This is a genomic window from Collinsella aerofaciens (assembly GCF_001405375.1).
Classification (GTDB): domain Bacteria; phylum Actinomycetota; class Coriobacteriia; order Coriobacteriales; family Coriobacteriaceae; genus Collinsella; species Collinsella aerofaciens_F.
Genome location: NZ_CYYP01000002.1, coordinates 166,541 through 181,421 on the forward strand (window position 1 = coordinate 166,541; position 14,881 = coordinate 181,421).

The following is a 14,881-nucleotide window of genomic DNA, read 5'->3' on the forward strand; positions in this document are numbered from 1 at the left end:
ACGACTACTCTTGGACTTTGAGCGCCTCGGCCAGGCCCACACGTTTGATGGAACGCATGTGCAGCAGCGCCACGACCAGGTAGGTCGCAAAGCCAATGCCCACGCACGCCGCCATGGACCAAGCGGGCACGTAGATCTCGATATTGCCGTTGTAGGCGAGCAGCATCGAACGGAAGATGGCCGTGAGCGAGCCAATAATGATCGGCAGGCTCAGCACGAGCGACGCCGCCACGCACAGCGTGATCGAACGGATGTACAGATGCGAGATCTCGCCATCGCGATAGCCAAAGACTTTCATGTAGCTGATCGAACGGGCGCTGTGGTCGATCACAGCCTTGGTCAGCAGGTACATAAACAGCAGGAAGATGAACACCGCGAGCCCGACCATCATTCCGATCATTTTGCTCATCATGCCGATGAACTGGTCGCCCACGGCCCGCATGTCGTCGGGCGTGGTGTCGCCGGCAAAGTAGCGAGCATCGAGGTCGAGCTTCTCGTCGCTCACATAGCCGTTAAAGTAGGCGGCGTCGTTGCCGAACAGCTCGTTAAAGTCGTCGATACTCATATAGATATTCATGTCCGACTTGGAGCCCCAGGCACAGTCCTTGCCCGCGTACTCAAGGGAATAATTCTTGCCCTCGTACTTGTCGCGAAGCTTAACCTTCTGCCCCTCGTTCCAGCCAAACTTGTCGAGTAGGCCGCCGCCAAAGACGACACGGCCGTCGCCGACGTTGAGGTCTTTCCAATAGCGCGAATCGGGCGAGATGCCGTAGACAGAAATCGTCTCCTCGCCATTACCATCGCCGCGGTCGTATTGCAGCTGGTAAACGGCATATTTCTCGGTCTGCGCAATCTTGTCTGCACCGTTATCGGTCGTGTTAACCGGGTGAATGTCGTCGTTGTCGGTGTCGATCTTAGAGGCCTTGTCGATCAGGTCGATAGCCTCGTCGCGGTCACAGCCGAGGGCATCGGCAAGGTCATCGAGGCGCGCGTAGAGCGCACCCTTCTTGTCCTGGACCTTGGCAAGCGCATCCTGCGCTGCGGTCAGGCTCTCGGCAGACGGAGATGCGGTCGCGGCATCGGCTGCCGCCTGCGCAGCATCGGCCGCGTCGTCAAGCTCGTCATCGGCATCCTGAGCGGCGGAAAGCAGCGCGCCGTCAACCGACTGCAAGCGCTCGAGTGCCGACCACTGCTCGCGCTCCTCGGCAGTGCCCTCGAGCTCCAGCGGCGCCTTGAGCGTGTACTGGTGTTCGGCGACCAGGCTTGTCTCGAGGTTGTCCGCATAGTGCGTCATCGTGGGCAGAATCGCCAAGCCAAAGAGCAACAGCAGCGAGGCAAACGCAATGCCCACGAAGAGCGTGGCGAAGTTGCCCAGGTTGCGCAGGAAGATACGCAGGCGGAAGCGGGAAACAAAACCCATGCGCTCCGGCAGCTGCAAGCCGCGCTTGGTGCCCGATTTGCCACTCGCCTCGTGACGAAGGAACTGCAACGGCGTCTTGCCCATCTTGCGAAGCAGGCCCACCAGCGTGATGAGGATGAGCGCGGCGGCGGGAACCACGGCGCACTTCACAAAGATCTCCCAGCTCCAGTACACCTGGAAGGGCGGCAGGCTATACGAACCGTAATAGAGGCTGCGCATGGGCTCGGTAAAGAATACAACGCCGAGCGCAGTGCCCAAAAGCGCCGCGATCACGCCCACGATGGCGGGAAGCGCAAGGTAGTGCAGCACAATCTCGCGTCGACGATAGCCGCTGGCGAGCAGCGTGCCGATGATGGCGCTCTCCTCCTCGATGGTGGCGTCGGTAAGGACCACAAAGACGAACGCCATAATCACGATGATGATGTCGAGCAGCGTCATCCACATCATGGAGTCGCCGTCCACGTCGTCGCGCGCATAACCAATGCCCTGGTTGGAATCGGCATCGATCAGATCGTCCACGCGCGCATCGGCTTCGGTCAGTGCCTCGACCATATCTTGCTCGGCGTCGATGCGGTCCGCGGTGGGGAGGTCGCGATCGGTAAAGGTGAAGGAGTAGGTGTAGGCGGGTGCGCCGCCGGCATCTTCGAGCGCGGCAAAGCCGCCATCGGTGACCTCGGCCACGCCGTACGTGATGGTGTTCACCGTAAAGTCCGAATTGTTGAGGAACAGCGCCTGGCTATCGGGCTGGGTCATGATGCCGCAGATGATGTAGGCGCGACCCTCAAGCTCAACCTTATCGCCCACGGCGAGGTCGTTGTTGGTGGCGAAGACACGGTCGATGGCTACCTCATCGTCCGTCTTGGGCTCCTTGCCCTCACAGTAGGACGCGATATCGACCTTGGTGCGGTGCGCATAGGTGCGCAGCGTGCGCTTGGTGCCGTCGTCGCCGGCGGTCTTTTTGATGATGGCGTCGATGGAGAAATTCTTGTAGAGCGTGACGCCGCCGACGTCGTCGGCCGCGTCCTCGGCGGCCTTGAGCTCGTCTTTGGTGGCCTCGAAGGAGGTGGTCACGCGGCCGTCCTCAATCGTGTACGCATCGCGCATGTCGTCGATAAGGCAACCGATGGAATGCGCCGCGAGCAAAAAGCCCGAGGTGAGAGCGATGCTTCCGCACATAAGCAAAAAGATGCCCAGGTACTTGCCGATATTGCGGCGCAGCTCGCGCGGGAGACGTTTTGCGAGAGGTGTCATGGCGCCGTCTACCAATCGAGCTCGGCGGCCGCAACGGGCGACTCGTTGAGCTCATCCTCGACGATGCGTCCGTCGCGCAGGCGCAGCACGCGGTTGGCCATGCGGGCGATGGCGGCGTTGTGCGTGACGATGATGATGGTGCAGCCGTAGGTGCGGTTGACATCCTCCATGAGCTGCAAGATTTCCTTGGACGTCTTATAGTCGAGCGCACCGGTGGGCTCGTCGCACAGCAGCAGGCCCGGGTTTTTGACGAGCGCACGGCCGATGGCGCAGCGCTGCTGCTGGCCGCCCGAAACCTGGCGCGGGAACTTGTTGCGGTGCTCGTAGAGACCCAGCGAACGCAGCAGGTCATCGATGTTGAGCGGCTTTTTGGACAGGTGTGCCGTGACCTCGATGTTTTCCTTGATGGTGAGATCGGGCACCAGGTTGTAGAACTGGAAGACAAAGCCCAGCTCACGGCGGCGATACTCGCCCAGGTCGGTAGGTTTGAGCACCGTGAGGTCGCAGCCGTCCACCAAAATAGAGCCAGCGTCGGCATCCTCCAGGCCGCCGATCAGGTTAAGAAACGTCGACTTGCCCGAGCCCGAGGGCCCCAGCATGACGCAGATCTCGCCTCGGTTGATGGACGTGTCGATGCCATCGAGTACCGTCAGGCGCGCATCACCGTCGCCGTAGTGCTTTTTGAGATCCTTAACCTGGACGTAGGCTTCCTGCGTTGCCATGGTATCCCCCATTGTTAGCCTAGTACTACTTTATGAACGTAATAGTAAACCTTGGCGAACTATTTTGGGGCGAGAGTGGGGATTTGTTTCAGACTAGTCATTGGGGACGTTCTTAAATGACCAGTCACAAGGGACGCTCTTTCGCCACCCGGCAGTTGGGGACGCTCCTTATCTGCCCCCGATGGCTAGTCATTTAAGTCTGTCCCCAATGAATACTTTTGGTCGTTTAAGTCTGTCCCCAATGAGTAGGTGTCTAGGCGTGGGATTTGTTGTGGGCGAGGGCTAGGCCTACGGCGGCGATGGCCGCGGCAAAGAGCACTGTGACGCCCAGATCGCAAGCGATGTCGCCCAGCACGGTGGACGTCAGGTCCGCGGCGAGCGCCTTGCCAATCGCGTCGTTCACCCAATACGTCGGCACAAAATGCGCCGCGGTCTGCACGGCTGGGCCCATCAGCGACAGCGGCATCCAGGCGCCGCCCAAAAACGTCATGAGCATGCCGAGCAGGTTGCCCACACCGTTGAGCAGCTCCTCACGCGCACCCAGGCTCGAAAGGGCAAAGCCAACGGCCAGAGGCGTGCACGCCAGGGCAAACGTCGCCGCCAGCGCCAGGCACACACGACCCACGCCGACCTCGGCAACCGCGCCGGCAAAGCCCACGACGCCCATCATGCTCGACACAAACCAGATGCAGACGGTGATCACAGTGGCGGCCGCAAACACGGCGAGCGAACGCCGGCGCTCGGAGATTGGGCCGGCATCCATACGACGCACGCGCTCGGGCTCGTTCATGCCCGAGAACACCAGCCCCACCGATACGATGACCGACGAGATGATCGCGTACGCGCCAAAGTTGAAATACGACTTGAGCATGGCGGCGGCAGTCGAACCAACCTTGACCTGCTCAATCTGGACCTCGGCGCGCTTGGCGGCGGCATGCTCGGCGGCCTTGGCGACGCTACCATTAGAGGCGGCGGGCTCTAGGGCCGCTGCAGCGCCCGCGAGCGAAATCCAGCGCGAGGCCTCAGCAGACGAAAGCGCCGCCGCCATGGTGCCGGCACCGTAGGTCACATCGAGCTTGGGCAGGGCCTCCCCCGCGCGGGCGGCCGCGACCAGGTCGTTCTCAAACCCCTCCGGGATAAAGAACACGCAGTCGGCGCTACCCTTGGCGCCGTTGCTCTTGGAGAGCGCGTCCGCAAGATCGTAGGTATCGTCGCCGACGCCCGTGACCAACTCAAAGCGCGACCCCAGGTGCTTGGTGAGCGCATGCGAAAGGTCGCTGTCGTCGCGGTCGACCACGATCACGTTGGCATCGTAGGGCTCGTACTCGGTGAGCTGCGACGAGTTCCAGCTCACCGATGCCGCGATGAATACGCCCATGAGCGAGATGAACACCGTATAGATGAGCAGGTAGAACGGGTGCGCCAGCGCCATGCGAAGCGCAGTCTTAAAGGTGCTCATAGCGGCTCCTTCCAAAGGTCAGCGTGGCGGCGGCAACGAACAGCAGCGCCATAAGGACCAGCGCGCCGGCGCGGACGGCGAAGGGCCCCAGGTCCTCAAAGAAATACAGGCGGTTGAACATGTCGCAGATGAGCTTGACGGGGTTGAGCCAGCACTCGGCCGGGCAGGCGCGGGCAACATCGTCGGCAAGCGCCATCGCCGGCTCGCCGTAGAGGCCGGCGAACAGGGCGCACGTGGTGGCAAAGCCCGTAAGGATGCCGGACTTGGACGCCTTGCCGCCCTTAACGGGAAGCGTGCCCACAAAGAGTCCCAAGCCCGTGGCGGCAAGCGCGGAAGCGGCGCCGCCCACCAAACACAGTCCCTCGCGCCCGCCAAAGTCGACGCCGACCACCAGGCGCACGTAGCCGATCGCGATCGTCATCGAGGCAAAGGAGACCAGCCACGAGCCGACAAAGATGCCGGCCAGCGACGCTGTCTTGGAAAGGCCGCCCACGCAGCGACGTGCGCCAAGGCCAGACAGATTGGGCTGCAAATCGACGACGCTCAAGGCGGCAAACTCGGCAGACATCATCGCGACCAGACCAAAGAGCGCATAGTAGTAGATGACCGTGCCATCGGGCGTGGTGCGCGTAAGGCTCACGCGGCGGGTGCCGCCCTCGAGCGACAGGGCGCGCGCAACCGCCTCCGGGTCGGCGAGCGCCGCCGGGTTGTCCTGGGCAATCTGGAACATGAGCTCGGCATTTTGCGTATACGAGCTTGCCACCGTCTCCAGAATGCTGCGGTCGGTGAGCACGGACGAGGCACGCGAGCCGTCGCAACTCGATAGCAGCGTGAGCTTGGGCGTGCCCGCAGCGTCGACCGTATAGATGCCCGAGACCTCGCCGGCCTTGAGTGCTTTGCGCGCGGCAGCCAAGTCTTCGTACTCGTGGATCTCAAGTAGCTGATCGTCGCCTTCCTTGGCAAGCGAAGTCGTCACGTCCTTAAAGGTCGAGGCGTCCCAGGCCTCATTCGCCACGACGGCCACCGGCACCGGGTCGACCGTGCCGTCAGAGCTCAGGTTCGCGAACATAAACATAAACATCGTTGAAAGCGCAATGGGAAAGACCGCGCCCCAGACCCACGTGCTCGGCCGGCGCAGCAGCGTCTTGACCGTGGTGATGATGGTGTTGAACATGGCTGCCCCCTAGTCGCGCAGCTCGCGGCCGGTGATCTCGAGGAACACATCGTTGAGGGTCGGCGGCTCGCTCCACACGCGGCCGAGTGCCACGTCGGCGGCGCGCAGCGTGTCGAGGATGTCGACCAGATTGTGCGGGCTCGCCTCGCAGGTGCAGACGAGTTCGCCGCCGGAAAGCTCAACCGAAAGCACGTGCTCGAGGGCGCGCAGGCGCTCGACCGTGGCGGTCTCGACGGCGCCGACCTCGACAGTCACGCGCTCGCCCATCTGAATCATGCGCTTGAGCTCGTCGTTGGTGCCCTGCGCCAGCACGCGCCCGCCGTCCATGATCATGATGCGGCTGCAAATCTGCTCGACTTCCTCCATGTAATGGCTGGTATACACCACCGTAGCGCCCTCGTCGCGCAGGCGGCAGATGCCCTCCAGGATGGCATTGCGGCTCTGTGGGTCGACCGCCACCGTGGGCTCGTCAAAGAAGATGAGCTCGGGCTTGTGCGCGATGCCGCAGGCGATGTTGAGGCGACGCGCCAGGCCGCCCGAGAGCTTGCCGGGGCGAAACTTGGCAAAGTCGCCCAGGCCGACAAAGTCGATTGCCTCGTCCACGAGCGCGCGGCGGCGCTTGCGGTCGTTAACGTAAAGGCTGCAGAAATAGTCAATGTTCTCGCGCACCGTAAGCTCGTCGAACACCGCCACCTGCTGCGGCACCACGCCGATGCGGCGCTTGAGGTCGTAGCGGGCGGGCGTCATGGGCTCGCCGAACAGCTCGATGGTGCCCTTGTCGTAGGCGAGCAGCTGCAGGATGCAGTTGATGGACGTGGTCTTGCCCGAGCCGTTGGGGCCCAACAGGCCAAAGATCTCGCCGGGGGCGATGCTGAGGTTAAAGTGGTCGAGCGCGATAAGGTCGTCGTAGCGCTTGACGAGGTTTTCGACGTGAACGATGTCTGTCATGAGGCGGCCCTTCCGTTGATTGCGGCCCGGTACGATTGCATCATCGCAGGAGCCGCCGGCGCGCACCAGTGAGCTTTGTCACGAGTGCGAGGCTTGGCCGCGTGGCCTGCCGACGCCCCCGATTTGCCGCGTGGGAGGAATGTCACAGTTGCGCAGGCGGCCCCTCCACCACGCGCGGCTTCGCGTACAATACCCGTATGAACAGGCTTTTCGACAAATCGATCGTGCTGGCGTGCTGTATTGTGGCCGCCATGGGTCTTGCTGTGGACGCTCGCCTAGTCGCGGCGTTTTGCCTTGGCGTTATTGCCACCTCGCTGGCCGAGGTGGCACAGGATGAACGCACGCGCCGTGCAAGCGAGGCCGCGAGCTACGTTTACATCATCGCGGCCGTCTTTATACCGCCGTTTGTGCCGTTTGCGCCCCTCGCCCTCTATGACATCGCGCGACGCGTGCGCCGTGAACGCATCTGGCCCGCGCTGGCGATTGGCGCCGTGTTTGTCTGCGCGCTTGTCGCGGACCTTCGCGGCGGCGCGCTCACCACCCGAACGCTCCTGCTGACCGCCATCCTTTCGGTTGCCGCCACCTTGCTATCGCTACGTACCGCCCAGCTGGAGCGCGAGCAACAGCGCATGCGCCGTACCCGCGACGGACTGCAAGAACGAGCCCTCGCGCTCGAAGCGCGCAACCGCGACCTTGCCGACCGCCAGGACTACGAAGTCGAGCTCGCGACGCTCGCCGAACGCGCCCGCATCGCGCGCGAGATCCACGATAACGTCGGGCACCAGCTCACGCGCGCCTCGCTGCAGGCCGAAGCCCTACGCGTGGTCCACGCCGACGAGTCTGGCGTCGCCGCCGATTTCGCCGACGTTAAACGCACGGTTGACGAGGCGCTCCAGCTTGTGCGCATCAGCGTCCACGCGCTCAACGACAACGCCGTCGACCTTTCCGTGCAGCTCGAACGCATTGTTGAAGGCGCGCGCTCGGACGGCGGCCCGCAGATTGAGCTTGAAGTTTTGGCCGAGCATGCGTCCGCAAATGTCGCCAACTGCTTTGCAGCGGTCCTGCGCGAGGCACTCTCCAATACCATGCGCCACGCTTGCGCCCAGACCGTCACCGTACGATGCATGGAACATCCGTCGTTTTACCAGCTTGTCGTTACCGACGATGGCGCGGGCGGGGTCCAAGCAAGCGGCCGCGGCGCTGCGGAGGGCATGGGGCTCGCCTCCATGCGCGAGCGCATCGAGGCGCTTGGCGGCACCTTCACCGCCGGCCCGCGTGCCAGCGCCGGCGGCTGGCGCGTGTTTGCCACCGTTCCCAAACAGCAAGGAGATGAGGACCGATGAGGCTCATCGTTGTCGACGACGACCGCTTAGTGGTCGATTCGCTCAAGATTATCCTGGGCGCCCAGCCGCAGATCGAAGTGGTGGGCACCGGCGCCAATGGCGACGAGGCGGTCGCGCTCTACAGCGAGCACGCGCCCGACATCGCGCTGCTCGACATTCAGATGCCGGGACGCGACGGCCTTTCGGCGGCACGCGAAATCCTTGAGCGCGACCCCACGGCGCGCGTGGTGTTTCTGACGACATTCTCGGATGACGAGTACATTGTGTCGGCGCTTAAACTGGGCGCCCGCGGCTACCTGATCAAGACCGATGTCGCCGCCATTCCGCCGGCGTTGGCACAGGTCATGGATGGCAAACGCGTGCTCGAGGGCAAGGCGATCGAGGATATCGATTTTAATGGGGCGGGCACCGAAGCCGACGCGCCCCGCCGGCCCACAGCCTTTGCCGGCCTAACCGACCGCGAGTTCGAAGTCGCCGAGCTCATCGCCCGCGGCCTCGACAACAAGGAGATCGCCGCCACCGCCTACATGGGCGAAGGCACCGTGCGCAACCACATCAGCTCGATCCTTGCAAAGATGGGCCTGCGCAACCGCACGCAGATCGCCATCGCCTACCTGCGAGGGTAGTTGCCCAACGACTGACCGCCCCGGCATAGCAAAATGGCTGCCACCGATTTAATACCATTTCAAAACTATGCCGGTTTACGGGGCTAAACTCAGGACCCCCATCCATACCCGCGTTTTCTGCAAAATGACGGCTCGTCTACCTGCGATTTTATTTTCACGAATATCGGCATGGTTGGGGACTCGTGACTCAGCCCCGTAAACCGGCATAGTTTTGTTCGGGCGGCCCTGCACGAGTGCCTCCGCCAGCCTCACGGGACCAAAATGATCCGTTTTCCTCCGCCCCCAAGGGATCAGCCGGAACCGCGCGCCACGAAACCGGCCCATCTACTACGTTTGACTCGACGCCCCTGACCATACCTTCGTTTTGAGCATAACCGCAGGCGTTCTACCTGCGGTTATGTTTTGGCGTTTTTTGGCATGGTTGGAGGTAAGGGGCCAAACGTAGTAGATGGGTCGATTTCGTGGCGCACCCACCTCCCCCACGCACAAAAATGCCGCCACGGAGGAGGGAGATGCCTCCGTGGCGGCTGGGGGTGGGGTGGGGGCTACATTTCTGGCTCCCCGCCGGCCGCCCGGGGCCTTTTGGCCCCGGGCGCTACCAGCGTGCCTAACGCTTACGGATACCCCAGACCAGGGCACCGACACCGGCCATGGCGATGACAAATGCCATAAGCAGAGCGGCAGCCTGCTGGTCGCCTGTGGTGGGCAGGAAACCCTTGACCGTCTTGACGATGTTCGTCACGGTCTTGGGCGTGCCGGGATCGGGCGTCGGCACGGGCGTCTCGGGCTTCTTGTACGTGTTGTTGAACACGATACCCTCGACGCTCTTATCGCCCTTGGCAAAGACGACATTCGCCTTGAGGTTACCCTCGCCGTCATCGGCCACGTTGACGGTCGCGGTAAAGACGGACTTGTCGTAGGTCATACCGGCCTCGTCGCCCTTGACCTCGCTGATGGTGTAGACGTACGTACCGGGCTCGTCGTACTCGAACTTGTCGAAGTTGATCTTGCCGTCGGCATCGTTGGTGACGGTGGACTCGATGCCCTCGCCAACGAGCTTAAAGCTAAACTCGTCCTTCTTGAGCTCGCGCCCCTCGAGCACCTTGATGGCGCCGATGGAGACCTGCGTAGGCATGGCGTGATACTTGTTGGTAAAGCCAGCCGCCTCGGTAGTTCCCTCGAGCTTGTGCGTCACGGTCAGCGTGCCATCGCCGTTGTCGGAGACGGTGGTCACGACGGTGTAGGTCGTACCGTCATAGGTGACGCCCTTGTACAGGCCGAGCGCGTTGGGGCAAGCCTCGCGCAGCGTGTACGTGTGCGTGCCGGGTGCCTCGTAGTGGATCGGGCTCAGCGTAACGTTGCCGTTGACGTCGTTGGTGCCGCTTGCAACAACCACGCCGTCCTCGAGCAGCTCAAACGTGAACTCGCCGGCTGAAAGGTCGCGTCCGGTCAGACGCTTAACCGTCTTGACCTGATCGGTCGCGGAAGAATCGGTGGGCGCCACGCCGTAGGTGTTGGTAAACGTGAAGGCCGCACCGTCGTCGCCTTCGTGCACGACGCTCAGATGTCCAGCGCCGTCGTCGGTCACGGTGTAGGAAACCTTGCGCGTGGCGTTGGCATCGTTAGTCACGCCAGGGGCGCTACCGGACTCGGTCACCGTATAGGTAAAGGTGTGCGAGCGCGGAGCGGTGGGGGTTGCGGGATCGGACTCGTCGCTGGGCTCGTCGGCGTTGGCATCAGCGTCGGCGTCGGCCTCTTCGGCCTCTGCCTCGTCAGCATCGACGTTGTCAGCTTCGTCTGCCTCGGCCTTATCGGTCGCATCGTCCGTCACGCCCAGAGCGCGGTTGAGGTCCTCGAGCGTAAAGTGGATCTTGCCAAAGTCCACGTTACCGACTGCGTCGTTGGTTACGGTCGTGCGCTCGGGCATCGGGGCACCTGCCTCGTCGGCGGTCACGGTAAAGGTGAACTTACCCGTGATGTCGGCCGGGGTCAGGCCCTCGGCAACCTGGAGCTTCTTAGTACCGGTGAGCGCAGCATCCACGGCGTCGGCGCCGTAGACGTTCTCGAACAAGGGCTCGACGCCGCCGTAGTCGACCGTCGCCGTCAGGGTACCGTCACCGTTGTCGACGACGATAACCTTAAAGCCAAAGCTCCACGTTGTAGCGGAAACGCCATTCGGCAGCCCGAATAAATCTTCGTAGGCCGTGTAGTTAATGGTCCAGGCAAGCTTGCCGTCCTTATCGGTACGATAAGCAAGCCCAGCAGCCTCAAGATTAGCAAGCATCTTGGTGTCGTAGTGCAGCGTATCAAAGCTCACGTGCCCGCCGATATTGGGCTTGAGGTTTTCGTATGCCACAAGCTCACCCTGATAGGCGATGCCGAACCAGAACTCGCCGTCGGCCATCGGGCGACCGGTCAGAGTCTTGGTGGCAACGACCTGAGCAGCGGTACCACCAGGCGTATTGGTCGTAGCGCTGTAGCTGTTGTGGAACGGAACCAGGGCACTCTCGACCTTGTTCTCACCGCTCTTGTGGACCGTCGTATGCGTACCCTCGGGACCGCCGGAGACGGTCGTCGTGGCGGTAAGCGTACCGGCACCGTCATCGGCGACGGCGATCGTCACGGTACGCACGGCGTCGTCGTAGGTGTAACCGGGCTTGCCGTCATTCTTCTCGGCTACGGTGTACGTGAAGGTCTTGCCGGCGTCAGCCTGCGTAAACTTGACCTCATGGCCAGCCAGGATGTCGATCAGGCCGACCGTTGCCTCTGCCGTCGCAGGGGACTTGAAGTTGTTGGCTCCGGGCAGCAGGCCAAGCGCGTTGGCCGAGGCCTCGTCGGCAGGCGTCACGGTAAACGTGAACTGACCCTCGGTCATAGGACGTCCGGAGAGGCTCTTGCTGAGCTTGAGGCCGCCGGCCGCGGTGTAGTTAAGCTCAGTGCGGTACGTGTTGGTGAAGCGTCCGTTTTCCTTCTTGGTGACATTGGCGGTCAGCTTGCCCTCGCCGTCCTCAGTCACGGTCACTTCGGCGGTCGCGACATGCCCGTCATACGCCATGCCGGCCGCGTTACCCGCGTTCTCGCGGATCTCGTACGTGTAGGTTCCGGCAGCCGTGTAGCGGATCTTGCCGAACTTGACGGCAGCGATGCCATCCTTCGCATCGTGCTTGTTCACGGTCACGGTTGCAGGATCGGGCAGCGGGGTGCCCTCGGCGGCGGTGATGGTAAAGCTGAACTCGTCGGAGTCCGTCCAGTCGCGACCGTCGATAGCCTTACTCAGATCAAAGTCGAGCTCTGCGTCGAGCGGGGTCACGCTGTAGGTGTTCTTGAAGGTCGCAGCCGTGGCGTCCTTCAGGACATGCTCAGCCTTGAGCGTGCCATCGCCCTTGTCGGTAATGGTGGTCTCGATGGTGTACTTGGCGTCGCCGTACGTGATGCCCTTGCTGGTGGTTCCGCCGTTGACCTCGCGCAGCGTGTAGGTATGCTTGCCGGCCTCGGTGTACTTCACGGCGCTCATCGTGATGTTGCCCTCGGCGTCGTTGATGCCGGTGGCAACGACCTTGTTGCCCTCGACGAGCTCGAAGGAGAACTCGCCGGCGGCAAGCGCGCGCCCGGTCAGGAACTTGGTCGCCTTGACCTGGTCGGTGACGCTGGACTCAGTGGGGGTCAGATTGTAGGAATTCTTGAACTCGGCAGCCTTGGCATCCTTCAGGACATGCTCGGCCTTGAGCGTGCCGTCGCCCTTATCGGTGATGGTGGTCACGATGGTGTAAGTCTTGCCGTCGTAGGCGATGCCCTTGCTGGTGGTTCCGCCGTTGACTTCGCGCAGTGTGTAGGTATGCGTTCCGGCCTTGTCATACTTGACGGTGCCCATCGTGATGTTACCGCTGGCGTCGTTGGTGCCGGTGGCGACGACCTTGTCGCCCTTGACGAGCTCGAAGGAGAACTCGCCGGCAGCAAGCTTGCGCCCGGTCAGGGACTTGGTCGCGGTGATCTGGTCGGTGACGCTGGAGCTCTTGGGCGTCACGGTGTAGGAGTTCTTGAACTCAATCTTCTTGACGTCCTCGGCGCCCTTCAGCTTATGCGTGGCCACAAGCTGGCCCTTGCCATTGTCGGCGATGGTCGTCACGACGGTATAGACGGTTTTGTCGTAGGCGATGCCGCCGGCATTGCCCTTGACCTCGCGCAGCGTATAGATGTGCTGACCGATCTCGGTGTACTTGATGGCGCTGAACGCAACGTTGCCGTTGGCATCATTCTTAACGGTTTCGACAACCGACGCGTCCTCGCCCTCACCCTCAACGAGCTCAAAGGAGAACTCATTGTCCTGGAGCTTATGGCCGGTCAGGACCTTGGTAACTGTAATCTGATCGGTGACGCTCGACTCAGCGGGATTGGCGGTATAGGTGTTCTTGAACTCGACCTCGCCCGAGGTCTTCTTCACAGAAGCCTCGAGCTTTCCCTTTGCGTTGGGTGTCACCGTTACGGTGAACTCTGCAACGTTCTTGCTGTAGGCGATGCCGTCGACCGTGGTCCCGGCATGATTCTCACTAACCTTGTAGACATACGTGCCCGGCTTGTCATAGGCAATCTCGCCAAAGCTAATGTCCGCATGGCCCTTGGTTGCAAACGCAGTCGTGGACCTGGGCATCGGGGCGTTGTCCTCGGACGTCAGGCCAAACTCAAACTTGTCCTCATCCGTCCAGTCGCGGCCCTCGAGCACCTTGGTCAGGCCAAAGTCGGCAGTTGTCAACGTTGTCGGCGTGGTATTGAGCGTAAAGCTAATCTTGCCGTTATTGCCCAGGTAGACATTGACCTTCGTCGCACCAGAAACAACCTTCGTGTTGTTCCACTGGGGATTGATCACGTCGCGTGCGGTGTCCGTCGGGTTTCCGCCCACACGCTCCTTGGTGGTGTGAAGCTGGTTGATAAAGGCGAGGCGCGCGGTGCCAGCCTTAATCGACCAGTGATCGCCATCCTTTACCAAAGCACCTTCAAAGTTTTCGAGCTCGCTTCCCTTAACCGGGATCGAAACGGAATCATCGTACGGCGCGCCCAACGAGTTCTGCGCCATAAACTCATCTTTGTACCAATAGGTCTTAGAGCCCGAAGGCTTTTCCGTTGCGAGCTTGGTGCAAGCCGCGTCTGTGTAGACGGGCGTTAGCTTTTGGAAGTAGTAGTAGCTGTTTATAGCAGCAGGCTCAAAGCTTGCGACCGTATCGCCCGCATCGTCGCCGGTCCACTTGTTGGCGTAGAAGCTAACGGTATTGGAATCGGCGTCCTTGTGCTCATTGATGTAATCCTGCAGTCCCGGTACGTTATTGGGAGTAAACAGGTTTTTGCGTGCAATAGCCTTTACGCTCGATGCATACGCAACGCGGATAGGCGAGATGGCATCCGTGGAGTCAACCACAAACGTGCCCGCAGACTCGTCAACGGTAAAACGGCGCAGCGGAATGAGCGATGCGGGGACCTTGACCGTCACGATGTCGCCGCGCTGCGGATTGTTCTCGTCCGCGCGATCAACCGTAATTACAAGATGGGCGAGCTCGCCATCAAACGTATAGGTATCGATATTGCCATCGGTCGACTTGGTGGCGGCCCCATAGGTCTTGCCGTTGTACTCGGCACCGGTAAAGCTATCGACCTGCATAAAGGCGCCCAGCTCGTCCTCGAATGTGATGTAGCCGGAACCGCTGGGATTGTTGCCCTCGACCTTGGTCGGGAAACCCTTGCCCGACGTAATGGCACTCGAGATGTCCTTAAAGACCTGATCAAGCTCGGCGGCGTTGGTCGCCGACTTGTAGTAGCTAGCACCGGCAACGGGGTTGCCGAAATTGACATTCCACTCCTCAGTTCCAAAAAAGCCATGGCTTACGGACGATGTGGCATCCGGATAGTTACTCGACACGGCATGCATGAATTTATTCTCGTTGCTCGT

The 14,881-nt window shown here is 61.6% G+C and carries 8 protein-coding genes; 2 read left to right on the top strand and 6 right to left on the bottom strand.

All coding sequences use genetic code 11. The annotated features are described in order from the left end of the window. Positions 1-4 precede the first annotated feature (4 nt). The 5 genes from ARB25_RS01800 to ARB25_RS01820 form a co-directional block, all read right to left on the bottom strand. On the bottom strand, positions 5-2,671 hold the full coding sequence (locus ARB25_RS01800; protein ID WP_156327651.1) for an ABC transporter permease: 2,667 nt from the start codon (positions 2,669-2,671) through the stop codon (positions 5-7). A gap of 8 nt (positions 2,672-2,679) precedes the next feature. After that, positions 2,680-3,393, bottom strand: a complete 714-nt coding sequence (locus ARB25_RS01805; protein WP_040359674.1) for an ABC transporter ATP-binding protein — start codon at positions 3,391-3,393, stop codon at positions 2,680-2,682. A 253-nt stretch (positions 3,394-3,646) separates the two neighbouring features. After that, positions 3,647-4,852, bottom strand: a complete 1,206-nt coding sequence (locus ARB25_RS01810; RefSeq protein WP_055285347.1) for an ABC transporter permease — start codon at positions 4,850-4,852, stop codon at positions 3,647-3,649. Beyond that, positions 4,839-6,026 (bottom strand): ABC transporter permease, encoded by a 1,188-nt coding sequence (locus ARB25_RS01815; protein ID WP_055285348.1) that lies wholly within the window; start codon positions 6,024-6,026, stop codon positions 4,839-4,841. Before ARB25_RS01815 ends, ARB25_RS01810 begins: the two co-directional genes overlap by 14 nt. A gap of 9 nt (positions 6,027-6,035) precedes the next feature. Further along, the gene (locus ARB25_RS01820; protein WP_055285349.1) at positions 6,036-6,974 is read right to left on the bottom strand and encodes an ABC transporter ATP-binding protein; all 939 of its coding nucleotides are present in this window, start codon (positions 6,972-6,974) and stop codon (positions 6,036-6,038) included. 197 nt (positions 6,975-7,171) lie between these two features. On the opposite strand from ARB25_RS01820, the gene ARB25_RS01825 reads away from it, so the two are divergent. Both ARB25_RS01825 and ARB25_RS01830 read left to right on the top strand, forming a co-directional pair. Continuing rightward, the gene (locus ARB25_RS01825; RefSeq protein WP_055285350.1) at positions 7,172-8,317 is read left to right on the top strand and encodes a histidine kinase; all 1,146 of its coding nucleotides are present in this window, start codon (positions 7,172-7,174) and stop codon (positions 8,315-8,317) included. Beyond that, positions 8,314-8,943 carry a response regulator gene (locus ARB25_RS01830; RefSeq protein ID WP_055285351.1) on the top strand — a complete coding sequence of 210 codons (630 nt, stop codon included), beginning with the start codon at positions 8,314-8,316 and terminating at the stop codon, positions 8,941-8,943. The genes ARB25_RS01825 and ARB25_RS01830 overlap by 4 nt, the downstream gene beginning before the upstream one ends. A 607-nt stretch (positions 8,944-9,550) precedes the next feature. Here ARB25_RS01830 and ARB25_RS01835 read toward each other — a convergent pair. Beyond that, positions 9,551-14,860 (bottom strand): Spy0128 family protein, encoded by a 5,310-nt coding sequence (locus tag ARB25_RS01835; RefSeq protein ID WP_055285352.1) that lies wholly within the window; start codon positions 14,858-14,860, stop codon positions 9,551-9,553. Positions 14,861-14,881 lie beyond the last annotated feature (21 nt).